We start from the raw sequence: 26,605 nt of genomic DNA, 5'->3' as shown, positions 1-26,605 counted from the left end.
TGTTGCGGGGCGGCTGGGCTAATTCATTTATAAAGAGTAAAGAGGGAATAGCCGTTGATTTCCTCTTGGTCTGGTGTGGGCGAAGCACCACGACTTTAGTGGCCGCAGGTCATAGCCTAACCAACTTTGGGGCATCAATGCGTTAGCGACTTATTGTAAAATGAGTCTAATTTAATCTTTAACCTTTACCCAATTCATGTATTTCTCATCAGCAATACTCAACATATCTAAATCTTCAGTGGTATCGCCGTAAGCATAAACACAATCATAATGATCTAAATTAAAACGTTCACAGATCCGTTTAGATTTCATTTTTTCACTACAATCGCCTGAGGTATAAAAGCCAGATAATTTGCCATTGTTTACCGCTAACTCACTACAAATCAACATCACTCCTAATTCATTACACCAATGCTTTAAATAGATATCAATGGATGCAGATACCACAACAACATGATCGCCGTTATCTTTATGCCAGCGAATTTTATCAAGTGCGTGTGATCGAATGAACTGAGGAATAACTTGTTTGGTAAAATCCAATCCCATTACATCAAGCGCATGGTGTTCTTTTTGATAAAAAGCGACAAAACTGGCAATGGGGCGCATTTTATTGGCAGGAAGTATGCCCAATTTATACATAATCACAAAAGGAGCGAGCAACACATTACCTACTATTAATCGAGCACCTGTGGTCGAGTAACGTAAAAATTTACTATACATATCGGCATTCGTAATCGTGCCATCAAAATCAAATAAGGCTAAATTCACTTTAATCTCCTTTAATGCATTAGCTTTTATGGCGATGATTAAGTGACTCACAATCTATTGACTGAATATATATAAATTTTCTGCTTCGATTCAGATTCGATGTCATGACACTTATTAGCTGAAAAAATAAAATATGCTACTCAATTATAATTGCTGCAACCTTTGAACATGCTGCATCAGTAAAGTGTCTAACACTTCAGGGCTTAAGCTAAATATTTGTACTATTTCTTCGCCGGTTTTAGAAAGCGTTGCTTGCTTGTCTTCAAAAGTAATATGTAAACCTAACGCTTTTAACGTCTGCTGATCATAACTGTATAATGGCGTGTTTCGTTTATCTTTTAAGCTTGGCATCATCCCCAATACTGTGACAGCTTGATTAACCTTAACCTTGTCAAAAAATACACGTTCGGCTTGTTCCCACTGCAAAATATATTCAACCATAGTTTTGCTGTACTTACTTAAGTCTTCCGAGCCGTATAATAGTGGTTGTAACGCCCCACCATGCCAACCTAACAGGGCATCTTGTTTTATCGTCACATCATCACTGGCCGTTACAACATAATTAGCACAAGATGACGCACAGACTTTATCGACTGTGACCTTTAATTTATGCCGATATACCAATTCACCTAATCGTATTCCAGCAAACACATCGCCCCCACCACTAGTAATAACCAATGAGGTGATTTGAGTTGAGCTATTTGCTATACCTTGTTCAAAGGCGGCAACATTGTCTGGGTTAATTTCACCGTTATAATTAATGGTATTGGGAAGTAAGGGATCGATAACAAGGCTGAAAGGAGGTTGTTTGCTTGCACAACCGGTTAAGGTTAGCAGCATAGCGAGCAGTAGATAACGCATTCATATTCCATCATGATGTTGAGTTGGCAAAAAATTAGCACAACAAGTTCATTATCCACAAGTAAATGATGTCACTTCCTCGATAATATTGATTAATCAGACTCTAACTGAACATTATTGCCAAATACCTCTTATTGCAGGTCGTTGGACTATATAGCTTTTAGATTATGTTGCTGCTTTAACCATCCGGTTTCATTTTGATTGAGTGCGTTGAAGACTCTTTATAAAAGAATGCATGAGCCTGACATGGCCTGTCTCGCACATCTGACCTATATGGATATTGGAAATGTCATAATGATGTCGGGAACATCATTGACCATGTGCTTTAAGGTATTCAGACATCCTGTCTATCAGATTCCCATAGGAAGCGTTAGTATTTTACTGTTTATTAATAAGATGGCCGAAGCGGAACTCAAACTAAGCCAAAAGCTGGCTCAATCCCCATGGCGACCTTTTCGTATATGTTGTTTTGTAAATAGCGAAAATGTTGCGGGGCGGCTGGGCTAATTCATTTATAAAGAGTAAAGAGGGAATAGCCGTTGGTTTCCTCTTGGTCTGGTGTGGGCGAAGCACCACGACGTTAGTGGCCGTAGGCTATAAAAAAGCTGGATTCCGGCTCAAAAAATAATGCCGGAATGACAGCAACATTGGCCCTACTCTATTGGTAAAGCTGCATCTCCGCCCCACACAGCCCAAGAACCATCGTATAAAACCGCTTGATGGTGTCCGGCTACATAGGAAGCTAAAATCAAAATACATGCGGTAATGCCTGAACCGCAACTAAACACTCGTTGAGCATTATTACTGGTATCTAAGGTCGCGAAAATAGTATGCAATTCACGAATCGATTTCATTTTAAAACCATTTAATACCTGCGCAAAAGGCAAGTTGAGCGAACCGGGAATATGACCACTGCGCATGCCCACTCTAGGCTCTGGTGAGGTACCATTAAAACGCCCTGCTGCACGAGCATCAATCACATCAACATTGGCATGGCCAAGATGGGTTAACACAAACTCAGTGTCACACATTTTGTGTTGTTGCAAACGACCTTTGATATCGCCTAAGTGAGTAGCAGATGAGAATTGGCGGACGGTATCTCGTCCTTCTGCATGCCATTGTGGTAAACCACCATCGAGTACAAATACCTTATCAAAACCCATAGTTTTGAAAGTCCACCACGCTCGCGGAGCAGAATAAATACCTTGATTGTCGTAAATCACTACTGTGCTGTTATGGGTTATTCCCAATGACTGCGCAGCATCAGTAAACTGCTCAGCCGTAGGCATTGCATGAGTTTGTGATGATCGATGATCAAAAAAAAGCTTGTCCATTTGGCATGATAACGCGCCAGGGATAACGAAAAGTTCATCGTATACTAATGGCTCTTTTCCCAGCACAATTTCCATACTGGCATCAAGTAACACAAGCTCAGGATCATCAAGATGTAATGCTAACCAATCAGTTGTCACTAAAGGATTATTCACGATTAACCTCACTGCAATTTGTTTATAAAACAACAATATTGCACTGTCATAACGCAATAGCAAGTCATTCAGCTATTGATAGCAATTAACCTCATTGTGCTCGATTAATATCCATATCTTTATTCGCTGGATAAATGAAATCCTACACCTTAAATTGTGACACTAGCTGGTTTAACTGCTCAGCTAAACGGGCTATTTCAGCACTTGAACTGCGGGTTTGAGTTGAAGCTTGTGAGTTTTCTTCGGCGATACGTTTAACATTAATAATATTCTCGTTAATGCTCTCAGCCACTGAACTTTGTTCTTCTGCGGCGCTGGCTATTTGCATGTTCATGTCATTGATCAAATTTACAGCATTCGTAATTGATTTTAGTGCAGTATTGGCTTTACTGGCTTGCGCTACACAATGTTCAGCTTGTGTTTTTCCCTGGCTCATCACAGAGACGGCATTTTCTGTTCCGGCCTGAAGCTGTTCTATAATGGTCTGGATTTCAGACGTTGACCTTTGAGTTCTCTCTGCAAGAGTGCGAACTTCATCAGCCACAACGGCAAAACCTCGCCCTTGCTCTCCTGCTCTAGCGGCCTCAATAGCAGCATTTAACGCAAGTAAATTGGTTTGCTCTGCAATACTTCGAATAACACCTAAAATGGAACTGATGTTTAGGACTTCTTTTTGCACTTCGTGTAATTTCTCTGAGGAATCATTCACACTCGATGACAGAGAATTGATAGAGCTTATTGTTTGGTCCACAACTTGTGAACCTGATAATGATTCAATATTTGCCTGATTAGCGGCATCAGCCGCTTTTGCCGCACTATCTGCAACATCATGAACGGTTGCAGCCATTTCATTCATTGCGGTGGCAACCATATCCGTTTCAGATTCTTGTCGAGAAATCCCATTGGACGTTTGTTCTGTCACAACAGCGAGCTCTTCAGATGCTGATGCTAACTCAATACTGGCGGCATTAATTGTGGTGAGCATCAGTTTTAATTTAGTTGAAGTATCTTGAATAGCATTCAGCAACATACCCGTTTCATCTTTACTGCTACTCTCTAACCGAACCGTTAAATCGCCTAAAGCCAATTGATTTGCCGCATTAACAGCGGTTTGGATGGGCCGAGTAATACTGATGGTAAGAAGATATGCAATAACGAGCCCTATGACGATTGCAGCGATAGACATGATCAATGTGAACTGAATACTGTCTGCAATGGTGACATCAAGCTCAGAGCCTAATGCTTTTTGCTCATTCATTACTGAGAGTTTGATGTCTTCTGTGGCATGAGCGATTTTAGGGCCATGCACATCTAAAACATTTTTAATTAAGTTATTTCTGCTGACAATAGAATCATGTACCTGATTCATTGATGCTAAGTAAATTTTATGGTTTTTTTCAAACTCGAGCATTAAACTTCTTTGCTCGCTTTGATTAAGATTTTTATCGAGTTGATCGAGCTTAGTTGCCATCAGATTAGTCATTTTCTCAAGGGCTAAGCCAAAATCACTTTCTTGATTAGTTTGCAAATACTTCACCATAAATAAACGCCCCATTAGCAGGGTGTCTTTAACATAACTGGCATAATAAACCGCTTGATTATCTTCATTATCATTTGACGATTGAATAAGACTTTCTATGGTGGCAAGCATTCTCTCTCCGCTTGGTACCAGCTGAGTGTCATTGATTTTATGTCTTTGTCGAATCAACTCAACAACCTGCTCAAATGATTGTTGGTAAGTGCGAAATGATTCTTCAACAAAGGTAATCTGCGCGGCTCTCTCAGGCGCCTTGATTTGCTTTTTCGCTTCCTCAAGGTAAGTTTTCATTTTGGTCACATCACTGTTGTACTCGACTAAATCTTCATCGGACTGGCTGATGAGATAATCTTTCACCTTAATACGCACCAATAACATATTAGCCTGAAGTCTTCCGGCGATATTCGTGTCTTGTGCTAGTGATTTATAATGAAGAAAACTCGAACCAGATGAGTTAAGTGCGCTAATGCTAGTCACCACAACAATTGCAAGTAGTATGAGCACCAAACCAAAACCGCCACTGATTTTTGCACCGAGCTTTAGATTGTTAAACATGAGTCACCTCAAATAATATCAACTAGCAAAATTGTGATTAGCTGAATGTCGCCATCAACAGCTAAAAGGATATAACCAGCAAATATTATTACCAATATCTTGCCAACATATCAATTTAAATAATTGATTTAAAATGCTAAAAACCATATTTATCAACCAATGATAAAACCAAAGGTTGACATTTAAATTGATAATTAATACTTAAGGCTAGTGTTAAATAAAGAGTAAATAAGAAATACAAAGGTAGCTAAATAACAATGAAAACTGAGAAATTTGACGGGAATGACTAGGACAATAGTCGCTGGATGAAGCATATTTGGCGGCAGTACTCACCACATAAGGGGGGCTAGAAAGGTGTTACTTTTAGCAATATGCTTTTGCATCTATGCTGATATGTTAATCATAAATAAACCGTGAGATCATCCTGCAATCAATTTATCATCTGACTAATTTTGAATCATTTATACACTGTGGTTTAGGGCGAGTAATCACATTCTTTAGCTTGAATACCTACTAATAAAAAAGCCCTTTATTAGCAAATAAAGGGCTTTTCACATCTAAAACCTTAGTGACTATAGAGCAATCCAAGTCGCTTTAAGTTCAGTGTACTTATCAAACGCATGTAATGACTTGTCGCGGCCATTACCAGACTGCTTATAACCCCCAAATGGAGCCGTCATGTCACCACCGTCATAATGGTTTATCCACACCATACCGCTGCGCAGCGCTTTAGCCGTTTTATGGGCTTTACTTAAGTTTGAGGTCCACACACCAGCAGCTAGGCCATAGATAGTGTCGTTGGCAATCTTAATGGCTTCTTCCATGCCATCAAATTCAATAACCGATAACACAGGACCAAAAATCTCTTCACTGGCAATTTTCATGTCATTTTTAACATTACTGAAAATAGTCGGTTGCACAAACATGCCGCCGGTTTCTACCATCACTTGTTTGCCGCCATCAACTAAGGTAGCACCTTGTTCGCTGCCGCTTTTAATATAGTTCAATACATTAGTGAGCTGTTGTTGATCGACCATAGCACCACAAGTGGTTTTAGGATCAAGTGGATGCCCTGGTTGCCAGCCCTGCATTTGTTCAACTATCAACTTGATTAACTCATCTTTAACGCCTGACTCAACCAATAAGCGAGAACCAGCAGTACACACTTCGCCTTGGTTAAACGCAATCGCTACCGCAGCGGCTTCTGCTGCCGCTTTCAAATCTGGTGCATCGTTAAACACAATGTTTGGGCTCTTACCACCAGCTTCCAACCATACCCGCTTCATGTTCGACTCACCCGCATAAATCATTAACTGTTTGGCAATTTTTGTTGAACCGGTAAATACCAAAGTATCAATGTCCATGTGCAACGCCAGCGCTTTACCCACTGTATGACCAAAACCAGGCAATACGTTTAATACGCCGGCAGGAATACCCGCTTCAATGGCTAACTGGGCCATACGAATAGCGGTTAATGGCGATTTTTCTGATGGTTTTAAAATCACACTATTACCTGTCGCTAATGATGGCCCTAGCTTCCAGCACGCCATAATCATCGGGAAGTTCCACGGTACAATCGCGGCAACCACACCAACGGCTTCACGGGTAATCATGCCAATTTCGTTATGGGCTGTTGGCGCTATTTCATCATAAATTTTATCGATTGCTTCACCAGACCAACGGATAGCACGGGCAGCACCGACAACATCAACCCCTTTAGAATGCTGAATGGGCTTCCCCATATCTAGGGTTTCGAGTAACGCCATTTCATCGGCATTGGCTTCAAGTAAATCGGCAAACTTAATCATGACTTCTTTACGTTTTACTGGTGGTAAATTAGCCCAGGTACCCGCTTCGAATACTTCACGCGCATTGGCAACAGCAAGGTTTGCATCGGCTAAATCACAGCTCGCGACTTTGGCAAGAACTTTGCCATCAATTGGGCTGATACAGTCGAAAGTGTCACCAGACACAGCACTTTGATATTGACCATTGATAAATGCACTGCCATTGATTTGTAAACTTGCTGCCAGTGCTTCCCAATCGCTACGACTTGTTGGAGTACTCATTGTGACCTCGAAATAATAAATGGATTGATAAACACCAAAACTAAGAAATAAAGCAGGTGCCAAGACTAATTTGTGCCGTCTAAAATGGATTACTGACACATTTATGTTAATCAATATTGTCACCTGATTATGCTGAACAGCAAGAAATTTTCAATATATTTTACAAAATAGGCACATTTAGTTTAAATAAATGCACAAAACACTTTTATGTTCATTATTTTTGACATAGCATAGCGAATATTCGTCACTCATTATTTAATCAGTTTAAGATGAATCCCTAATAATTGTAGCTATCAATGTAGAGTCAATTTATGAGCGAATATAAGCAAAATGGAATCAGCGATTCATCACAATCTTGGCCAAATATGGCGCACTTTTGGATGCCATTTACCGCCAACAAGCAGTTTAAAGCCAATCCACGTCTCCTTGTTTCGGCACAAGGAATGTATTACACCGATATTGAAGGCAATAAAGTACTCGATGCTACCGCAGGTCTATGGTGTTGTAATGCGGGACACGGAAGGCAAGAGATCTCAGAAGCGGTAAGTAAACAAATTAGCCAAATGGATTATGCGCCGTCGTTTCAAATGGGTCATCCACTTGCATTTGAATTAGCGCATAAACTCAGTCAGCTCAGTCCAGATGGATTAGATAAGGTATTTTTTACCAATTCAGGCTCAGAGTCGGTTGATACTGCACTTAAGATGGCACTTTGTTATCACAGAGCCAATGGTCAGGCATCTCGAACGCGCTTTATCGGCCGTGAGCTTGGCTATCATGGTGTCGGTTTTGGTGGCATCTCAGTGGGTGGCATTAGTAATAACCGTAAAACATTCAGCCAACAATTACTGCAAGGTGTTGATCACCTGCCTCACACTCTCGACATTGCCAATAATGCTTTCAGTCATGGTTTACCTCCACATGGCTTAGATAAAGCCGAAGTACTTGAGCAACTGATTACGTTACATGGCGCGGAAAATATTGCCGCTGTCATTGTCGAGCCAATGTCAGGATCAGCAGGGGTTATTCTGCCACCAGACGGTTACTTGGCGCGCCTGCGTGAAATCACTCAAAAACACGGTATTTTGCTTATTTTTGATGAAGTGATCACCGGCTTTGGCCGAGTTGGTGCTGCTTTTGCCAGTGAACGCTGGCAAGTGACGCCAGACATGATAACCACAGCGAAAGCGATTAATAACGGTGCAATTCCGATGGGCGCTGTATTTGTCAGTAATACCATTCACGATACATGTATGAATGGCCCTAATGAGTTAATTGAATTCTTCCATGGTTACACTTATTCAGGCCATCCGGTTGCCGCAGCGTCAGCACTTGCAACTTTATCAATATATGAAGATGAGCAGTTATTTGAACGCGCTAAGGGACTTGAGGCTTACTTTGAGCAAGCCGTTCACAGCCTTAAAGGACTGCCAAACGTCATTGATATTCGCAATACCGGTTTAGTGGCAGGTATCCAACTGGCACCGAGCGATAAAGGTGTGGGTAAGCGAGGTTACGCCATTTTTGATCACTGCTTTAGGCAAGGTGCCTTAGTGCGAGCAACCGCTGACATCATCGCGTTATCACCGCCATTGATTGTAGAAAAATCACAAATCGACGACATGGTTAATCACATAAGCGATGCGATTAACGCGGTTGGTTAATCGTTTTTAAATACCAATTTCTTGAATACCTATTTTGCTTAGAAGGATCCAGTTCATGCTTAACATTACTCATTTTGTCGATGGGCAACACACACCAGCGAGTCAGCGTAATCAAACAATCTATGATCCTGCAACGGGTGAAACCCGTGGCCAAGTATCACTGGCGAGTCATGAAGAAGTGAGCTTAGCGATTAGTGCGGCCAAAAAAGCTTACCAAACCTGGTCACAAGTCACCCCACTCAACCGTGCTCGGGTATTATTTAAATTTAAAGCCTTAGTCGAGCAACATGTTGATAAATTGGCACAATTAATCACTCTTGAACACGGCAAAGTATTAGATGATGCTAAAGGTGAAATCACCCGAGGGCTAGAGGTTGTTGAGTTTGCTTGTGGCATTCCACATTTGCTCAAAGGCGAACATACTCAGCAAGTCGGTGGCGGCGTTGACTCATGGTCAGTTAACCAATCATTAGGTGTGGTGGCGGGTATTTCTCCGTTTAACTTTCCAGTGATGGTGCCAATGTGGATGTTCCCTATCGCGATAGCCTGCGGTAATGCTTTTATCATGAAGCCATCTGAAAAAGATCCAAGTGCAGTAATGTTTATTGCCGAATTGCTTAAACAAGCCGGTCTACCTGATGGTGTATTTAACGTTATCAATGGTGATAAAGAAGCGGTTGATACCTTGTTAACTCACCCTGATATTCACGCCGTCAGCTTTGTTGGCTCAACCCCTATTGCTGAATATATTTACAGCACAGCTTCTGCTCACGGTAAACGTGTACAGGCGTTGGGCGGTGCTAAAAATCATATGTTATTGATGCCAGACGCTGACTTAGATCAAGCCGTTAATGCGCTAATGGGAGCTGCATACGGTAGTGCCGGTGAGCGCTGTATGGCGATTTCAGTCGTATTGGCGGTTGGTGATGTGGCTGACAAATTGGTGGAAGCATTACTGCCACAAATTAGTGCCTTAAAAGTGGGTAGCGGTGTGACGCCGGAAATGGACATGGGGCCGTTAATTTCGGCGCAACACTTAGCCAAAGTACGTGATTACGTTGATGCTGGCGTGAATGAAGGCGCGACGTTAGTGGTTGATGGCCGCGATATCAGCATTAGCGACCACCAGCAAGGTTACTTTTTGGGTGCGTGCTTATTTGATCATGTCACGCCAAACATGAGCATTTACCAACAAGAAATTTTTGGCCCTGTATTAGCAATAGTGCGAGTCGATACCTATGCCGAAGCCTTGGCGTTAATTAACCAACATGAATTTGGCAATGGCACCGCCATTTTCACTCAAAGCGGCCAAGTTGCACGCCATTTTTGTCACCATGTTGAAGTGGGTATGGTCGGAGTGAATGTGCCCATTCCGGTACCTATGGCATTTCATAGTTTTGGGGGGTGGAAACGCTCACTATTTGGGCCTCTGCATATGCACGGACCTGATGGAGTACGTTTTTATACTAAGCGAAAAGCCATTACGGCTCGCTGGCCACAAGCTAAAAGCGACAGTAACGAACCTTCAGCATTTATCATGCCTACGATGAAATAAGTGAATTCGATGAACAAAAACATTAGCGATATTACCGTGTTTAGTCGCCAATCAACTGCGGTTGAGTCTTATCACTTGGCCAATGAAAAACTGATAACAGGTAATCCATTACAGTCAGTACAAAATCATTTTGAAAGCCAATGTAAGCAATTTAATGTCGGTATTTGGCAAAGTGAGTCTGGCAGTTGGAACATTAATTATAGCGAATATGAATATTGCGACATTCTCGAAGGCACTAGCATCATCACTGACAGTCAAGGCCAACGCTTAACCGTCAGTACGGGTGATAAGTTTGTTATTCCAGCTGGATTTACCGGCACGTGGGAAGTGGTTAATCACTGTAAAAAAATCTACGTTATGTTTGAACAACAGTAACGTTTAACCGCCATGCGGTACAGACGAAACCATGACGGTTTTGCTTCTGATAAGTGGCATACGCAGTAGCTAGATAGCTCAATATCAGTCACTGTATTTTATGTAAATGGAGATAATATCGTGTCGAAAACATTTAAAAGAACGCGAATTGCACTGTTAAGCGGATTAACGTTATCAGCTACTCTTCTGGCTCCGTTAGCCACGGCAGAAGTATCTGGTGCGGTCACTGTAACCAACGATTATCGTTTCCGTGGAATATCACAAACCGCAGGGGATCCAGCGCTACAAGCTAATATCGATTGGAGCCATGAAAGTGGTTTTTTTGTCGGTGCTTGGGGCAGTAATGTCGATTTCGATGAGCCAGATTACAATGGCCCAGACGTCGAAATAGACTTGTATGCTGGTTACTATGGTGAACTTAACGACGATACCAGTTATGACTTAACCTTATATCGTTACAACTACCCAGGCGAAAGCGATCTGGATTATTTAGAGATTAGCGCAGGTATCGACTTCAGTGGTTTCAGAGCAGCCTATTGGTATACTAATGACTACGGTGGAAGCGATCTTGATCTGCACTATACCGAAATCAATTATGGCTGGGAGTTTGCCGAAAACTGGAGTTTAGACCTGCATTATGGCTACAACTTTGGTGACGCCATTGATGATGGTGAAGGTTTTGACAGCTATTCAGATTACTCTGTGGGCGTATCAACCGAAGTCTCTGGTTTTGGCTTATCTTTAGCTTATTTAGACACCGACATGAGTGGTGATTACAAAGTAAGCTCTGGGCTATATAAAAACTCAGGCACAGTACTAGCCAGCGTTAGTTACGCATTTTAACCCCTAGGGGTTAATTGCTACGCAACAGCGCTGATCATTGTTTATCGTATTAGCACTAGTCCATTGTGGCTCACTATGTACAAGTTGCAATGTGACATGAGTGTTGACGATTAAACGGATATCAGCCGGTGTTAAAAACAAAAAACCGCATAATGCGGTTTTTTTATGTTTTAACTATAAACCAAGATTGGATATTGATTAAAAAGGTCATAAAGCAGAAGTTATTTGGTCGACAATCCATTTAGCGATTGCCCTTGGGCTTGCTTTTTAACGCATTGCCAGCCGTCAGCAATATGTTGTAATTGTTCGCGTCGCTGCGGGAATTTATCAGCTAAATCGAGCATTAAAGATGTTTGGATTTCACAGATTTCGGCCCAACGACTAGCATTAGAGAGTGACATATTTAGTCCTTAAATAAGTTATACATCCATTTACATGCACCTGCATCGTCATTAAATGTAGCACATATTCATCGTTTATAAAGCCATTTCGATAACTAAACCAGCCTAAAGATCACCCCCTCAGATATCCATTATGCCCTAGCTTAAATGACAGCAAATTTGCTTTAGGCAGCACTCAAATGACAAAATCATCTTGGATTAATCAATAAGGTCTTAACCATAGAATATAACTTGGATCTAGCGCATATATTTTAATAAATTAGCATTGCATCCAGAGCGTAGCATAGTATCTTATGGTAATAGCCATCGTATAAATATACGGTTTAAAGGAGCAAACTATGGTTGATACCATCATCAAAGTACTGATAATTGCAGTATTATTTTTTCTGGCCTACAAACTAATTTTCAGTGGTAGCCGTGGATTAACCCTTTTTGAAATGCATTTCAAAGATGGCAAACTCAACAGACACAAAGGCAAAATACCAGAGAAGTTTGAGCGAGACTGCCGTGCAATCGCTAAATCAAACAAACTCACTTGCACTATTAGAGCGGAAAAGTCAGGTGACGTGCGTTTACATGTTTCGGCCAATATAGGCGATAACCTAGTACAACAGATCCGCAATCAGTTTCCATTTGAATATTACGATAAAAAACATGTTGATGCGTCTAAGCTTAAAGGCTAATACAGCTTAATGACGAACATAAAAAATGGACTCTAATGAGTCCATTTTTTATGTTCGCAAAGCACCAACCTATAGCTTGGTCCGCTACTTAATCAGCTTGCTTAGCAATAACTAAAGTGACCTGAGCTACCGTAACACCAAACTTAATGATGTCACTTTTATTGATAATGGTTTGGTCATCGACTAAAAACATCCAATCATCAAAATGCACTTGATACTCACTGCCATCAACAGCTAATTGCATATCATAGCGCCAGCGTAATGCGCTGCCGCGCGACTCACCCTCTGCAATACCTAATATATCATTGGCTGTGCCTTGGTAAATACCATTACCTTTGTCAGTAATTTTCCATACTCGAGTTTGTTTTTCGCCATCATCGTAAACAAACCATTCGTTAATCACACCTTGCTTGCCTTGTGGTGTGTCGGTCCAGTGCGCTTCCATAGTCACAGTAAATTTACGCGTCACCTTGCCAGAAAAATCTTGTACTATGCCTGCCGCCGTTAGCTTACCGTCAAAAAATGTGGCTAAGTCTAACTTAGGCGTCGTTTGTTGATAATCTTCAATCGAGGCTGATGAACATGACATCACACCTAAAAGTAATCCGCTAAACAAACACACATGAGCAAACTTTTTAATCATGCCGCGCGCTGAGAAAGATATCTTTTGAGGTATGGATAATAGACTGGTGCGCATTAGTTGACTCCAATTAATTGTTTACGTAATTCGGGGTGACTGGTTTTTTCTGACAACCAGATATCGAGAAAAGCTTCAGGGAACTGACTGTTATTAACTTGATAATATGGCTTATCATTAAGTAAAAATGCTGCATCTTCAGGCGTGTTAACTCTAAACGTGAGTCTGTCGCCCTCTTTAACATCAGGCCATGCTTTGACTATCTGTTGACGATAAAGCTCAATATTATCTTTAGTTAACCCTAGATGCTGCCATTGCTCAATTGTCGCATCAACCAAATCACCGGCATCAATATCGCGGTGATATTGGATGTCGAGAGTCATTGGAAATCGATTAGCTTGATATTTACCGTCGATGGAAAATAATTTAGCGCTATAGATATCCAGCCACAGAAGGCTCATGTCGGCTGTGCCAACTTCAATCAGTGGCACATCAGCTGTGTCGGCTTTAACCAAGGGGGCTGTTGTCGCAAGATGTGAAACACTGTCACCATCATTAGCAAAAGCATCACTGACACTCAACATAACAACAAGTGCTAATACCATTGCGCCCACCACACCAAAGAGTAATTCTGCTAACCAGTGCATCGATTGAGGTATCTGCCAATTTGGCTGCGATTTAGCAGTCTTGGTTAAGGTTTTCATCTAGGATTCTCCAAAACGAGAGCCACCGTTGTAATACGGGAGTTTTTTGCTACTGATTATTAACAGTACGGGAAATAAGCCACTCCAGATCAGTGCCAATATCAGTGCACTCCAAGCATCTCCCAATGGCAGCTCCACGGCATCAAATTTAGCGCCAGCAAGATAACTTAAACAACCAAATACCCCACCCAATACTGACTGTAACCACAGAGGGAACTTTCTGAACACAGATAAGCTGTAGTCTAAACAAAGTGCAAAATAGAGCCATAATAGTCCCAACCAATAAGGGATATTAGCGAATTCAAATACGCCAAACCACACCAATAGACTATCAACCGCGATGCCAATTGCCCCACAAACACCCATAACTAATGCATCATGACGCGCTGATGGTGACAATAAAAAGTGACTAATGATCAATAAAATAGACAGTAATAAGAGTTGATTTTGAGCCAGTACTCCCGCCCACCAAACTAATTGGAAGCACACGGCGTTAATTAAGATAAATAACGTTGGCGGAATACCGTAAGAAGACATAACACCTCACACACAGGATGAGACGTCCCGGTAATATATTACCGGGGATGTAAATAGCAAGATAACACTATCATTGATTAAGATCGGTATTGAGGACGCACGGCAACTAAATGCACTGTACTTGTGGTACGTTCTAAAAAACCACCTTCGCAGTAGCTCAGATAAAACTTCCACATACGAATAAAGTCATCACCATAATTTAAGGCTTTTATTTTGTCGTAAGCAGCATCAAAATTCTCATGCCAATGCTTTAAAGTACGCGCATAGTCTTTACCCATATCATCAATAGACCAGGTGACCATGTCGGTTTTCTTGGCGATGTGACGAGTCATTTCACTCACCGACGGTAAGCAACCGCCGGGGAATATATAGCGCTGTATAAAGTCGACACTCTTGCGATAGCTATTGTAACGTTGGTCGGCAATGGTAATCGCCTGGATAAGCATGCGCCCGTCTGGTTTAAGCATATGCTGCAGTTTTTCGAAAAAACCGCCTAAATATTCGTGGCCGACAGCTTCAATCATTTCAATCGATACGACTCGGTCATATTCACCCGTCAATAAACGATAATCTTGTTTCAATAAGGTAATACTATTTTCAAGCCCTTCTTGCTTCACTCGCGCTAGTGCATAATCGTACTGAGCATCGGAAATGGTCGTGGTAGTAACATGCACGCCATAATGTTTCGCCGCATAAATGGCCAAAGCGCCCCAACCGGTACCAACTTCAAGCAAGGTTTGGCCTGGACTTAAATCTAAACGCTCACAAATGGTGTGCAACTTGTGTAATTGCGCTTCATTTAGACTGCTATCATCTGCCGGATAAAGTGCACTTGAATACATCATTTCTGGGTCAAGAAACTCTTTATACATGTCATTACCTAAATCGTAATGCGCCAGAATATTTCGCTTAGAGCCGGTTTCAGAATTACGATTAAATACATGTTTAATGCGATTGAGACCATTGCTCAACCATGAAAAATAACGCTCGATATTGTCTAGCAAGGCTAAGTTTTTGGCAAAAATCTGCACCACTTTGGTCAAATCAGGGCTACACCAATGGCCTTGAATATAAGCTTCACCAGCGCCAATTGAACCGCCAAACACCACTTGACGATAAAAGTTAGCATGCTGAACCTGCATTGTGGCGTGCACATCGCTTTTAGGATCGCCAAATTCTGAAGTTTGATTACCATCAACAATCGTTAAATGACCTTCAGCAAGATGCGCTAATGCGCGAAGAAGAATTTTCCTTGCCAGGCTGTCAGATAAACTCGCTTGAGTCATACTACTTTCTGTCACCATATTTTCCATGTCATTTCTCCAGTTCATACACTGTCTTATTCGATCGCTTTATTGGCGTAATGCAACTGTAATACGTGATAACCACTTATTTGGTTTACATTTTTCAATAATGATTAATTCAACTTAACGGTCTGCTTGCCAACAAATGGGATCCGTTTAATAAATAACTTCATAGCTTGCCAATAAATACCCAACATAATTTTGAGCGTCATCAATGGGTAACCCAACATAAATTGGCGTATCGAACTTGAGGTAATTAGTTGGCGTTTTAACACTAAACCAGCATCAAATAGCTTATCGTTATTGGCATTTCTATTTTCAATAGTCACTTTCAAATGTTTAGCTGGGGGCGAAATACGCCACAAGTAATGCATATCTAAGTTCATAAAAGGCGACACATGAAACACTTTGTCTGTTTGAGTAGTATTGGCAATATCCACCAGATAACAATGACGCTCATTCCAAGGGGTATTACTCACCTCAGCGAGCATATAGATTAGCTCATCTTGATGATAACAAAAGTAAAAATTGACCGGACTAAAATAAAAACCAAAATGGCGTATCTGCCCAGAAAATATCACTTTATCGCATATTTGTGTAGCACCTAAATGCTCAATGGTTGCCAACACGCGATGTTTCAATGCCACAGCATCAGAGCCTACACAAGCTTGGCTTAACGCAAGTTCCTCACCAAATTGCTGCTCAAGCGCATTGAGATAATCGCTAGGCTTAAATTTAAGTGGGGTAAACTTGTCTGTTGAAAACAACTTACTCACCGCGGTTAATGCTGGCAGTTCATCTAAATCAATTGCCATCATCGCAATGTTATAACCGAAACTGTGCACCTTAGGCGTATGACGGCGATGGTTAACCTTGCCACAATAAATGCCACTGTTTAATTGATCATGTTTCATTACCGATGTGGGTTGATTCATAAACTAATCCCAAAAAGATCGCATACTTCAACCGCACTCCGAACGCCGTCTTCATGAAATCCGTTGTGCCAGTAAGCTCCCGCAAAGTAGGTATTGTGTTTACCATTGATAAGCGATCTTTTTGCTTGAGACTTCATGCTGGCATCATTAAATACTGGATGAGCATAATTAAACTTACGCAAAATTTTACGTTCGTCAATTAACGCCGTTTGATTGAGAGTGACACAGAATGTTGGCGCACTTGCTGGTAAACACTGCAAAATATTCATGTTATAAGTCACACTGGCAGGACGCTGGGCAATATCTTGCTGATTTTTACCATCTAAACGATAATTCCAGCTTGCCCATGCTGCTTTGCGTTTAGGCAGCAGATTAATGTCGGTATGTAATACCACTTCATTATTCTGGTATTCCATCGCACCTAACACGTCGATCTCATCTTGAGTGGCATCAGTTAACATCGCTAATGCCTGATCGCTATGGCAACTTAATACCACATCATCAAAACGCTGCCATTCCCCTTTAGCCACTTGAACATATACGCTATCATCGCTGCGCTTAATACCTGTAACGGGAGAATTAAGCTGAATGCGATCTTTGAAAGGTGCCGTTAAAGCAGGAATATAACTGCGCGAACCGCCTTCAAGTACATACCACTGCGGGCGATCATTAATATTTAATAATCCATGATGTTGGAAAAAACGAATGAAAAATCGCAGTGAAAAACCGCGCATATCATCAATACTGGCAGACCAAATAGCGGCGCCCATAGGTAAAATATAATGCTCACAGAAAAAGGCAGAAAAACCTTGCTGGTCAAGATATTCACCTAGTGAAGCCGTAGGGTATTTATCTGCCTCATAAATCACTTTACAACCATTGTTAAACCGAACTATCTCGCCTAAAAACTTGTAAAAACTTGGACGAAATAAATTACGGCGCTGGGCAAATAAACTCCACAAATTATGGCCATTATATTCAAGCCCCGTGAGTGCATTGTTAACACTAAAGCTCATTTCAGTGGGTATCGATTTAATCTTAAGTTGCGCCATTAATGTTTCAAAAAGCGGATAAGTACGATCGTTAAACACAATAAAGCCTGAGTCGATTGCGTATTGCTGGCCTGCAACTTCTACATCTATGGTAGCCGTATGACCACCAATATAATCATTAGCCTCAAACACAGTTACCGTGTGTTCACGGCTGAGTAAGTGGGCACTCGTTAAGCCTGCAATTCCACTACCTATTACAGCAATATTTTTCATTTCGTTAATCCCTGACACTAAGACTTTATTGTTGATTGACTTGAGCGAGCTATTTAGGAGCCAATAAAGACACTAATAATTTTTCTGGCAATAAAGAGGCTAATTTAAGTAACCAAGTGAATTTGGTTGGAAAATGGATCTCACATTTTTGGCGTTGCATACCGTTATAAATGGCCACAGCGGCTTGCTGAGGCGAGATTTGCATTGGCATAGCAAAGTCATTTTTAGCGGTTAAGGGGGTTTTAACAAAACCAGGGCAAATCACGCTAACCCCAATCCCATGTTTGGCAAGATCAACTCGTAAACTGCGACCTAAATAAGTAATGGCCGCTTTTGATGCGCCATAGGCTTCGGCACGCGGAAACGGCAGATAGGTGGCGCTTGAACTCATCAGCCCCAGCTGAGCACCACGGCCTAAAAGCGGTAAAAAATGTTCTAGACAATAACCCATAGCAACCACATTAGTATTGATCACTCGCGCAAATAAAGCCGAGTCAAAATGCAATGCATCATCAATGTATTCGCAGCTTCCGGCATTCAATACCACTTGCTGTAGCTGCCAACCATTATGCTGCAATAGTTGCTTAAGCTTAGCGGCGGCGGCTTGTACCTGCTCATTATCAGTAATATCAAATTCTAACGGTGTGGCGCCGGTAATCGCCTCTAATGCTTGAGAATTTCGGCCACAAGCTATTACAGCAATACCTTTTTCAAGGTAATATTCAGCTAAAGCTAACCCAATACCTGAGCTGGCTCCAGTAATTAATACGGCCTTGGAACTCGCGTTAACAGTTGCCATTACTTCGCCACCCTATTTTTAAGTAAGCCGATGAGACCTCCTAAAAAAGGCACTTGCTCATAGAGCATTTGTCCTAGGTCAAAGTAGTCTCTATGAGAAAATATCTTATCGGAAAATTTAAGTTGCGACATGCCTTCAACATTTATTAGCTGGCCTTTACATAATTTAGGATGTGTATAACTCATGGTCCAATACAAAGCGGCTTGCTGATTATCAGCACTGATGACCACTTCTTTGATATCAAATTCAATGTGGGTGACGTTTTGATACATGTTGGCAAAATAATGCGTTAATGCTTCCATGCCCTGGACATGATGCATCGGATCTCTAAAGCAAATATCATCGCGATAGACTTGACTGAGTAGAAACAAATTATCTTTATTGAGCTGTTGATACATATTAATAAAGGCATCAACAATAGCCGGATGACCACTCACAGACGCAGAATTGTCCGTATTTAATGGTACTGATTGAGTATCAACTATCGATTGTGCACCTTGCATTAACAGACTCCTACCACGCGACCCTAAAAACTCACGGAACATAAATATAACAATGCCTTATATGACAATCAGATAAAAGCATTTAATGACCGTGAAACAAATAAAAACTTATGGGGGTTGATACGACATACTCGCAAAAGTAGATCAACATGTTAAATGAGCCACACAGCAAAACGCCTAAGTAGAGCTTAGGCGTTAATAAAGTCAGTAATAGTGTGTTTTATTCAGAAACTGAGTAACCTGTTTTGGCCACTGGATGCCAGTATTTATCAACTTCCTGTTGAATAAATGCATGTTTCGCCTTCATCGCGTCGGCTTCAACAAAGCCAATAGCGGCGTGGGCTTTTTCTTTGGTACTGTAATCTGGGTACTCAACTTCAGTAACTGACATTTGACTTAATATGCGGGCCAATACTTCACGGGCATAAGTAACCTGTTCAGTCGATTTATCCAGTAGTTCAATCCCTTCTTTAGGATTATGAGCGTACATACCATGCGATGCAGTGGCAAAATCCCAACGCCATTGTGAATGACGAATAGCCATAATCGCATCATTCATTTGCGCCCATGTAGCCCCCGCATCCCACGCAGCTTTGGCTTCGTAATGCGCCTTAATCAGCAATGACTCTACATGTCGTGCTTTAGCATCAATAGTAGCTTTGGTTTTATCAAGCTTTTTGGTGATGCCCGCTTTACTGCTATGACAATTTGCACAACTACGATCAAAATTGTCTAATGCACCACCAACCTTATGGTCAGTAAATGTAGCGCCTTTTTCATCGGTCGCAGGCGGCATATGACAGGTTATACAGGTCACGCCTTGCTTAGCGTGAGCCGAACGACTCCAATGTTCAAACTCTGGATGACGCGCTTTTAATATTGGGGTTTTAGAAATAGGGTGGATCCATTCGTAAAAGCGACGTGTGTCGTAATACTTTTCAATTTCATCGGCAGTGCTGCCAAAAATCCATGGAATATTAACCTTGTTATTATTTTCAGGCTGGAAATAATAACTCACATGACATTGACCACAAACCTGTGCCCCTTGCATTGTGTGGTTTTGCTTATCAAAAGGCAGTTTAATTTTTGCCATCGCATCTTGTGCATGTGGTCGAGGTAATGCGAGTTTAGCACTGCCATCAAGATGACAATCACTGCAGTAAACAACGGATTTGATTTCACGGCCTAAATCGACAAAATTGGCACCTGAAAAACCTTGAATACCCATTTCTTTAATCAATCTAGGGGCATCGGGTGTTTTACAGGTCCAGCAACTGGCTGATAAACCTTTGTCACCTTCAGCTATTGCAACACCAGTACGCAAGGTATGTGTCACGTCAGCTACAGCAAACTGATGCCCGCGAGGGCTATGATATTCTTTGGCAAATGATGAACCTGCCCATAAAATGATATTGGCAGGATATTGCGCCAGTATATCGTCTCGCTCTACTTGGTCTTCGGTTGCTTGCCATGAGTCATATTGTTGTGGAAACTTTAGTTGATTAGGATCCACCTCAGCACCTTTGAGCGACCAAGAGGTTAGACTCAACAGAGCTATTGCCCCAAGAATAACACTTAAGCCTACCTTGCTTCGCATCGGCTGCGTAGCCTTCATTATCACCTCGATAAGTAGATCCATCATATTGCTAACCTTTGTTTATTCATCACGTTAATTAATCTTTGAGAACTAAGCCTAAAGTACTGCTTATCTATAAATGGGTTCACTGGTTATGACACCGTCTGTTTAACTACCTAGCCGGGTTATTACTTAAATAACTTGATATAAAAGATACAGTGGCCAGATTATCCCGGACGACCATCAAGACGTGGTCGCATTAATATCGGCGCGTAAAACCACACAAATAATCCAAAGCCCATAAACCAACAAGCCCCTGCTGCCCATAACCAAATTTGCGTGTATTCAGGCATCAACAAAGGCATAACGGCACGTAACACTGCAGCAAGCGGCACACATAAAAATGCCCAGGTCATGTTAGGTCCTTGGTAGATATTACGACTAGTATGCCCAAGTGAAACTCTTGAAATCATTGATAAACATAATGAAGCAATCCCGCCAATGGCAAACAGATGCAGCAAGGTACGATAGGCATATTCGTTATCAATATTTACAGCCATTAATAACAGTGTGATAGGCAACGAAAAATACGATATATGTAACGACCATAACATCGGCTCTTTTAGGGTTTTATGTGCTTGCCATCGTGCAAAACGGAGTAAATGTAATATGCCTGCAACAACAAGCAGCAGTTGCTCTGCCCCCTTAGGAAGCCAATGAGTGATGGCTTGAATAAACAGTAAACCCATTGCCAATATTAACGTGTTCTCGAGTGCGATAATGGGATCGGGTTTGGGTTGTTTAATTCTCATTGCGGTAAAAAATGGGATCACGCGGCCACCGACTACAGTGATCACCATGGCGAACCACCAAATCATCCCTTGCCACAATTGAGTTGATAACGAGAAGTTACGTTCAGACAGAGCATAGTAACTGACTAAGTTGACCACTAAGGCCACCAGCAATAGCAGCGGAAACCCAATATTTCGCCATTGCTTAACGGGATAAATACAACGCCACAATGCATAAGCGCTCAAGCCTAAAAATAAGCTGTCGAATATTGCCGGTAAAAATAAAGGAATATTCATTGGCAACAGCAACATCAAGCGAGCAATAAACCAACACCCAAAGGTGATCATTAATACGCGCCCTTTAATGGTCGGTTGGTTAGTCCACGCCTGAACGGCTGTGAGTAAAAAGCCACATACTATCGCCATGGCAAAGCCGAATAACATTTCGTGAGGATGCCACCATAACGGCACCACGTTAGCCCAAAATTCACTGTTAAATAGGCTAAATTGTGGCGTAAACCAACCCATTAACCACAATGGAATATATAAGGCCGCAATACTCGCCCCACCCAAAAAAAATGGTCTAAAGCCTAAACGCCATATAGCAGGAGTGTTATCAGTTTCCGCAGGATCATCAATATTTAACATAAACAGTTCACTCACTTAGTGGCATAACAGCAATAAGATTTAAACATGCATAAATTTTAAATCTTTAATAAGTCATTCTATGCCGTTAATTGAACTGCTTCAATCAATACCCACCAATCGACCGCTTAGCCAAGCCCATAGTGTGATCTAAGCCCAAAAAAAAGGCCGCTATTATCATAAGAGATAATAGCGGCCTTAAACTGTATTCACCGATTTGCGAACTTAAGCAGTCAAGTTAATCAACTCAATAGCTCGTCAGTAGTGACAATAAATAGGATTAACCACGCTTTAGCGCACTTAACACTTCTATTGCCCGGAGGCGGGCCATCTTGTGTTCAACAATAGGTTTTGGATAACTGTCGCCTTGTGGTGAGGCAAATAAGTCATTAACGTTAACCGTTTTAGGTTCATGGATATCTTTTAACGACCAGCGAGCAACCTCTGGAACGTAACGTTTAATAAAACTGCCATCAGGGTCAAACTTACTACTTTGGGTCATAGGGTTAAATACCCTAAAATAAGGCTGCGCATCGCATCCGGTGCCAGCAGACCATTGCCAACCACCATTATTGGCCGCTAAGTCTCCATCAATCAATTGCTGTCTAAAGTAACGTTCACCCCAGCGCCAATCGACCAATAAGTGCTTGGTTAAAAAACTGGCGACCACCATACGTAAGCGGTTATGCATCCAACCCGTTTGATTTAATTGGCGCATGGCAGCATCAATAATCGGATAACCCGTCTGCCCATCGCACCAGGCGGTAAACTCCTGAGCATTATTTCGCCAAACAATCCCTTTACCCAGCTCATTAAAATTTTGCGCCATTGATAAATAGGGGAATGCCACGAGCAGATGTCGATAAAATTCACGCCAAATAAGCTCATTTAACCAGGTTTTCGCCGCGCAAGTATCATCAACTAATGCTTCTGGGTATCGCGCTAATATTGCCGCAACACATTGACGAGAACTCACCACTCCGATAGCTAAAAAGGGTGATAAGCGACTCGTGCCTTCAAGGGCGGGGAAATCTCGTTCTGCTTGATAATCTGCAACCTGACTTGCTAAAAATTGTTCAAGTATTCGCTTTGCTGCACCTTCGCCAGCTGCCCATTGTTCGCTGTTACGCGAAGGGCAAGTAAACTCAATAGCGACAGGTGATGGCAAGGCTGCCGCAACTGGAGCTGGCACTGCGAGGGGAACTATCGCTTTTTGACTGGCAATGCTTTTCCATTTTTTCGAAAATGGGGTAAACACCTTATACATATCACCAGACAAATTTTGCACTTGCCCACTTGCCAATACACAGTCTTGATCAATTAACGTCAGGGGTAACCCTTGCTCAATTAAGCCACTGTCGCGGCGGCGTTCGTTAATTTCCGGCTCGCTACCGGCAAACACGGCATCAATATTATGCTGCTGCAGGTAATCATTTAACGCGGCATGAGTATCACTAAACCACTCAAGATGCAGTACGTCCAAGGGGATGCCTAACGCGGCAAGTGACTGGGCTAATAAATTGACGTGCCGCTGAATAAAGTTAATTTGTATTGGCGCGACATCATGCTGCGCCCATTGCGACGGAGTCACAATATACACAGCCCTAACCTTACTTTGATGTTGCTTGGCAAATTGACAAGCCGCGACTAATGCTGGGTTATCGGCAACACGTAAGTCTTGCCTGAACCACATCAAGCTATTCATAGAAGTCATTAACACTCGACCTAATAGGCGTAACGAAGCTTTAACGCTTCAGGGTGCGGATTTAAATACACTTGCTCTTCAATATAGGGTGTCGGAAACTCACGCACATAATGATTTATCAAGGTAATAGGAACCAGTAAAGGTAATAGTCCTTGACGATATTTTAAAATCGATTCGCTTAATTCTTCTTTCTGGGCTGCCGTCAGTTTTTTCTTAAAATAGCCCTGAATATGCTGCAAGGTACTGGTGTGATTTTTACGGGTGGCAATAATTTTAAGCGCGGTCATAAAGCCCTCAAAGTATACCTGCGCCGACTGCTCAACATCTTGAATATCAGCCAGAATAGGGCCTAGCTCGCGATACCATTGGGGGCTATGTGCCATAAGTAAGTACTTATAACGCGAATGAAACTGCATTAACTTGTGCTTAGTTAACCCCGACTGAGTCATTTTACGCCAATCGTTATAGGCAAACACTCGAGTAAAGAAATTCTCTCTTAATGGCAAATCATGTAAACGGCCTTCTTCCTCTACTGGTAGTAGTGGATAACGCTCCATTAATTTCTTGGCAAACACGCCGACACCAGTCTTGGTTCCATTATTGGTGCCAATTTTGTACTCGGTTACCCTTTCCATACCGCACGTTGGCGATTTAGCACATAAAATATAACCACCAAGGTAGTCTAACTCTTCTACTTTAGCTTGAGAGTATTCATTCAATTTATCGGTCACGTCTAACGAGCCATCGGCACTGCGGATATGGACAATATCGCCATCTCGCACTTGGCGAATACTTTTACGTGGTGCACCCATGCCAATAGCCATTTCAGGACACACTGTGGTGTATTCAAAAAACGGTTCAATTTCTTGTCTGCAGTAATAGGAGTTTTTGTGGCCGCCGTCAAAACGAACTTGGTTACCCAGCAAACAGCTGCTGATCCCAATCTGGATTTTTTCTGGCACAAATATATCGATATCTGGCATGTTATGCACTCCTGTGGCAAAAGTAATATTCCCAAGGTGGGATTAAAAAAGATAGCATAGTTAACGCATATGTAATTAGACCAAATATACGAATAAAACAAAATTAAGTTCATTGTTTATAGGGATATTTGTGGTTTTGTGCAATATAAGATTAGGGCGGTTAAAGTTTGTTCGCAGCAAACGGTTTTCAATCGCAGTATAAGATGTGCCACTGAGTCATGCTAAACAAAACCTGATAACAAACTCATTGTATCAAGATAACCAAGACCCTTTAGCAGCCCATTTGGATAGCATCCGAAGCCACCTTCTAGTGCGTTATTGGCTTATTATCGAACAACCATTTGCGGCAAAACATAATCAAACATAACACCAACATAAGCTTACTTAAAAATAGCGATAAAAAAAACAGAACCTAAGTTCTGCTTTTTATTCATATGCAACTTAAGGCGTTAACTCAACGCCACAGATTGAAATGTTATATGAGTTTTACGCTCGACTACCCACGCGCTCTAGCCCCCAAACCAAACCAATGCCAATCAGCAGACACACTATAGCGACGATCATTTGTGATGACTCACCGGTAATGTGCTCAAACTGAAACGGAGATAAATTTTGCTCAACCAATGGCACTAACTCGCCTTTAGAGTTTTCACGCCAGCTAATCACTTGTTTCCATGGCCAGATTTTACCGAGCGTGCCTAACATCAACCCAGTTAAAAAGAGTAAAGTCGCATCGTGGAATTTACGCAACAATGCCGATAACACATGGCTAAAACTCAATAGCCCCGCAACAGCACCTAAAGCAAAACAGGCTAAATAAACAATATCAAACCCTTTTGCAGCAGCTAACACTGCAGGATACATCCCTAAGAGCAGTAAAATAAAACTGCCCGAAATGCCTGGTAATATCATGGCGCAAATAGCAATGGCACCACAGAAAAAGAAGTTAAGGTAACTCACCTGCATTTCAATAGGGTGCAACACTGTGATTGCCCATGCAAATGCGACACCGACAATAAACATAACAACCCGAACAACAGTGAATTTATCCACTTGCTTGAGCATGTGAGCCACAGAAAACAAAATTAAGCCAAAAAAGAACGACCACACAGGAATAGGATGCGTCGCTAATAGCCAAGAAATTAATTTAGCTAAGGTAAAAATGCTGGTTAAAATACCGCCAAAAACACACAATAAAAAAGGACCGTTAATGTGTAAAAAAGCACCTTTAATCCCTTTTTGTTTAATCACCCCCACTAACGACAAATTAATTTTGCGAATACCATCCAACAGCGGGTCTAAAATACCGGTAATAAATGCAATTGTGCCGCCAGACACCCCAGGAACAACATCTGCCGCCCCCATAGCCATACCTTTAAAATAATTTAATATCAGTGAGTCAGTTTTCAAAATTCATCCTTAA

24 protein-coding genes are annotated in these 26,605 nt (G+C 41.7%); 5 read left to right on the top strand and 19 right to left on the bottom strand.

Annotated elements, in window-relative coordinates; all coding sequences use genetic code 11:
- Window positions 1-171 precede the first annotated feature (171 nt).
- The 5 genes from GW828_RS15060 to GW828_RS15040 form a co-directional block, all read right to left on the bottom strand.
- Complete coding sequence (locus tag GW828_RS15060; protein ID WP_273058514.1) at window positions 172-768, bottom strand: HAD-IB family hydrolase; 597 nt, start codon at window positions 766-768, stop codon at window positions 172-174.
- Window positions 769-912: 144 nt separating this feature from the next.
- On the bottom strand, window positions 913-1,629 hold the full coding sequence (locus GW828_RS15055; protein WP_273058513.1) for a hypothetical protein: 717 nt from the start codon (window positions 1,627-1,629) through the stop codon (window positions 913-915).
- A gap of 653 nt (window positions 1,630-2,282) precedes the next feature.
- Window positions 2,283-3,116, bottom strand: coding sequence for a sulfurtransferase (locus GW828_RS15050; RefSeq protein WP_273058511.1), 834 nt, complete (start codon window positions 3,114-3,116; stop codon window positions 2,283-2,285).
- Window positions 3,117-3,258: 142 nt separating this feature from the next.
- The gene (locus GW828_RS15045) at window positions 3,259-5,208 is read right to left on the bottom strand and encodes a HAMP domain-containing methyl-accepting chemotaxis protein (protein WP_182698963.1); all 1,950 of its coding nucleotides are present in this window, start codon (window positions 5,206-5,208) and stop codon (window positions 3,259-3,261) included.
- A gap of 572 nt (window positions 5,209-5,780) precedes the next feature.
- Window positions 5,781-7,277, bottom strand: a complete 1,497-nt coding sequence (locus GW828_RS15040) for an aldehyde dehydrogenase (RefSeq protein WP_182698964.1) — start codon at window positions 7,275-7,277, stop codon at window positions 5,781-5,783.
- A gap of 311 nt (window positions 7,278-7,588) precedes the next feature.
- On the opposite strand from GW828_RS15040, the gene aptA reads away from it, so the two are divergent.
- From aptA to GW828_RS15020, 4 genes are all read left to right on the top strand, one after another.
- Complete coding sequence (gene aptA / locus GW828_RS15035) at window positions 7,589-8,941, top strand: omega-aminotransferase AptA (RefSeq protein ID WP_124017899.1); 1,353 nt, start codon at window positions 7,589-7,591, stop codon at window positions 8,939-8,941.
- 55 nt (window positions 8,942-8,996) lie between these two features.
- Complete coding sequence (locus tag GW828_RS15030) at window positions 8,997-10,496, top strand: CoA-acylating methylmalonate-semialdehyde dehydrogenase (RefSeq protein ID WP_182742295.1); 1,500 nt, start codon at window positions 8,997-8,999, stop codon at window positions 10,494-10,496.
- A 9-nt stretch (window positions 10,497-10,505) separates the two neighbouring features.
- Window positions 10,506-10,871, top strand: a complete 366-nt coding sequence (locus GW828_RS15025; RefSeq protein ID WP_273058507.1) for a cupin domain-containing protein — start codon at window positions 10,506-10,508, stop codon at window positions 10,869-10,871.
- 120 nt (window positions 10,872-10,991) lie between these two features.
- Window positions 10,992-11,714, top strand: coding sequence for a TorF family putative porin (locus GW828_RS15020; RefSeq protein ID WP_124017896.1), 723 nt, complete (start codon window positions 10,992-10,994; stop codon window positions 11,712-11,714).
- A gap of 221 nt (window positions 11,715-11,935) precedes the next feature.
- Here the strand turns inward: GW828_RS15020 and GW828_RS15015 are convergent, their stop codons facing one another.
- Window positions 11,936-12,115: a hypothetical protein gene (locus tag GW828_RS15015; RefSeq protein WP_124017895.1), complete on the bottom strand. Its 180-nt coding sequence runs from the start codon at window positions 12,113-12,115 to the stop codon at window positions 11,936-11,938.
- Between the two features lie 338 nt (window positions 12,116-12,453).
- On the opposite strand from GW828_RS15015, the gene GW828_RS15010 reads away from it, so the two are divergent.
- On the top strand, window positions 12,454-12,798 hold the full coding sequence (locus GW828_RS15010; protein WP_273058505.1) for a DUF3634 family protein: 345 nt from the start codon (window positions 12,454-12,456) through the stop codon (window positions 12,796-12,798).
- An 88-nt stretch (window positions 12,799-12,886) separates the two neighbouring features.
- Here the strand turns inward: GW828_RS15010 and GW828_RS15005 are convergent, their stop codons facing one another.
- The 13 genes from GW828_RS15005 to GW828_RS14945 form a co-directional block, all read right to left on the bottom strand.
- Window positions 12,887-13,441 (bottom strand): DUF3833 domain-containing protein, encoded by a 555-nt coding sequence (locus GW828_RS15005; protein ID WP_124017921.1) that lies wholly within the window; start codon window positions 13,439-13,441, stop codon window positions 12,887-12,889.
- Between the two features lie 53 nt (window positions 13,442-13,494).
- Window positions 13,495-14,139 (bottom strand): chalcone isomerase family protein, encoded by a 645-nt coding sequence (locus GW828_RS15000; RefSeq protein WP_273058503.1) that lies wholly within the window; start codon window positions 14,137-14,139, stop codon window positions 13,495-13,497.
- Entirely contained in the window at window positions 14,140-14,676 is a 537-nt protein-coding gene (locus tag GW828_RS14995; protein ID WP_273058502.1) for a DUF2878 domain-containing protein, read from the bottom strand.
- Between the two features lie 77 nt (window positions 14,677-14,753).
- Window positions 14,754-15,989, bottom strand: coding sequence for an SAM-dependent methyltransferase (locus GW828_RS14990; protein WP_182698984.1), 1,236 nt, complete (start codon window positions 15,987-15,989; stop codon window positions 14,754-14,756).
- Window positions 15,990-16,093: 104 nt separating this feature from the next.
- On the bottom strand, window positions 16,094-16,915 hold the full coding sequence (locus GW828_RS14985) for a DUF1365 domain-containing protein (RefSeq protein ID WP_273058500.1): 822 nt from the start codon (window positions 16,913-16,915) through the stop codon (window positions 16,094-16,096).
- Window positions 16,912-18,180, bottom strand: coding sequence for an NAD(P)/FAD-dependent oxidoreductase (locus GW828_RS14980; protein ID WP_273058498.1), 1,269 nt, complete (start codon window positions 18,178-18,180; stop codon window positions 16,912-16,914). Before GW828_RS14980 ends, GW828_RS14985 begins: the two co-directional genes overlap by 4 nt.
- A 49-nt stretch (window positions 18,181-18,229) precedes the next feature.
- Entirely contained in the window at window positions 18,230-18,979 is a 750-nt protein-coding gene (locus tag GW828_RS14975) for an SDR family NAD(P)-dependent oxidoreductase (RefSeq protein ID WP_182754231.1), read from the bottom strand.
- Window positions 18,979-19,482 (bottom strand): nuclear transport factor 2 family protein, encoded by a 504-nt coding sequence (locus GW828_RS14970; RefSeq protein ID WP_404716985.1) that lies wholly within the window; start codon window positions 19,480-19,482, stop codon window positions 18,979-18,981. Before GW828_RS14970 ends, GW828_RS14975 begins: the two co-directional genes overlap by 1 nt.
- A gap of 220 nt (window positions 19,483-19,702) precedes the next feature.
- A complete protein-coding gene (locus GW828_RS14965) occupies window positions 19,703-21,124 on the bottom strand; it encodes an ammonia-forming cytochrome c nitrite reductase subunit c552 (protein ID WP_273058495.1) in 1,422 nt (473 codons plus the stop codon).
- A 161-nt stretch (window positions 21,125-21,285) separates the two neighbouring features.
- Complete coding sequence (locus tag GW828_RS14960; RefSeq protein ID WP_182754224.1) at window positions 21,286-22,497, bottom strand: NnrS family protein; 1,212 nt, start codon at window positions 22,495-22,497, stop codon at window positions 21,286-21,288.
- A 277-nt stretch (window positions 22,498-22,774) separates the two neighbouring features.
- Window positions 22,775-24,208 (bottom strand): deoxyribodipyrimidine photo-lyase, encoded by a 1,434-nt coding sequence (gene phrB / locus GW828_RS14955; RefSeq protein ID WP_273058493.1) that lies wholly within the window; start codon window positions 24,206-24,208, stop codon window positions 22,775-22,777.
- 11 nt (window positions 24,209-24,219) lie between these two features.
- On the bottom strand, window positions 24,220-25,182 hold the full coding sequence (locus GW828_RS14950) for a YbgA family protein (protein ID WP_220487700.1): 963 nt from the start codon (window positions 25,180-25,182) through the stop codon (window positions 24,220-24,222).
- 486 nt (window positions 25,183-25,668) lie between these two features.
- Window positions 25,669-26,592 carry a polyprenyl-phosphate transporter gene (locus tag GW828_RS14945; protein WP_475909052.1) on the bottom strand — a complete coding sequence of 308 codons (924 nt, stop codon included), beginning with the start codon at window positions 26,590-26,592 and terminating at the stop codon, window positions 25,669-25,671.
- Between the last annotated feature and the right edge of the window lie 13 nt (window positions 26,593-26,605).

Source organism: Shewanella vesiculosa (assembly GCF_009994065.1).
In the GTDB taxonomy this organism is placed as follows: Bacteria; Pseudomonadota; Gammaproteobacteria; order Enterobacterales; family Shewanellaceae; genus Shewanella; species Shewanella vesiculosa.
The sequence above is the reverse complement of the archived record's forward strand: the minus strand, read 5'-3'. Positions and strand labels throughout refer to the sequence as shown.

Coding starts and splice junctions, on each gene's coding strand:
- GW828_RS14995 (WP_273058502.1), bottom strand. CDS start 14,676: ATGTCTTCTTACGGTATTCCGCCAACGTTATTTATCTTAATTAACGCC.
- GW828_RS14960 (WP_182754224.1), bottom strand. CDS start 22,497: ATGTTAAATATTGATGATCCTGCGGAAACTGATAACACTCCTGCTATA.
- GW828_RS15055 (WP_273058513.1), bottom strand. CDS start 1,629: ATGCGTTATCTACTGCTCGCTATGCTGCTAACCTTAACCGGTTGTGCA.
- GW828_RS14975 (WP_182754231.1), bottom strand. CDS start 18,979: ATGGCAACTGTTAACGCGAGTTCCAAGGCCGTATTAATTACTGGAGCC.
- GW828_RS14990 (WP_182698984.1), bottom strand. CDS start 15,989: ATGGAAAATATGGTGACAGAAAGTAGTATGACTCAAGCGAGTTTATCT.
- GW828_RS15015 (WP_124017895.1), bottom strand. CDS start 12,115: ATGTCACTCTCTAATGCTAGTCGTTGGGCCGAAATCTGTGAAATCCAA.
- GW828_RS14950 (WP_220487700.1), bottom strand. CDS start 25,182: ATGCCAGATATCGATATATTTGTGCCAGAAAAAATCCAGATTGGGATC.
- GW828_RS14970 (WP_404716985.1), bottom strand. CDS start 19,482: ATGCAAGGTGCACAATCGATAGTTGATACTCAATCAGTACCATTAAAT.
- aptA (WP_124017899.1), top strand. CDS start 7,589: ATGAGCGAATATAAGCAAAATGGAATCAGCGATTCATCACAATCTTGG.
- GW828_RS15000 (WP_273058503.1), bottom strand. CDS start 14,139: ATGAAAACCTTAACCAAGACTGCTAAATCGCAGCCAAATTGGCAGATA.
- phrB (WP_273058493.1), bottom strand. CDS start 24,208: ATGACTTCTATGAATAGCTTGATGTGGTTCAGGCAAGACTTACGTGTT.
- GW828_RS14965 (WP_273058495.1), bottom strand. CDS start 21,124: ATGATGGATCTACTTATCGAGGTGATAATGAAGGCTACGCAGCCGATG.
- GW828_RS14985 (WP_273058500.1), bottom strand. CDS start 16,915: ATGAATCAACCCACATCGGTAATGAAACATGATCAATTAAACAGTGGC.
- GW828_RS15025 (WP_273058507.1), top strand. CDS start 10,506: ATGAACAAAAACATTAGCGATATTACCGTGTTTAGTCGCCAATCAACT.
- GW828_RS15030 (WP_182742295.1), top strand. CDS start 8,997: ATGCTTAACATTACTCATTTTGTCGATGGGCAACACACACCAGCGAGT.
- GW828_RS15010 (WP_273058505.1), top strand. CDS start 12,454: ATGGTTGATACCATCATCAAAGTACTGATAATTGCAGTATTATTTTTT.
- GW828_RS15040 (WP_182698964.1), bottom strand. CDS start 7,277: ATGAGTACTCCAACAAGTCGTAGCGATTGGGAAGCACTGGCAGCAAGT.
- GW828_RS15045 (WP_182698963.1), bottom strand. CDS start 5,208: ATGTTTAACAATCTAAAGCTCGGTGCAAAAATCAGTGGCGGTTTTGGT.
- GW828_RS15005 (WP_124017921.1), bottom strand. CDS start 13,441: ATGATTAAAAAGTTTGCTCATGTGTGTTTGTTTAGCGGATTACTTTTA.
- GW828_RS14980 (WP_273058498.1), bottom strand. CDS start 18,180: ATGAAAAATATTGCTGTAATAGGTAGTGGAATTGCAGGCTTAACGAGT.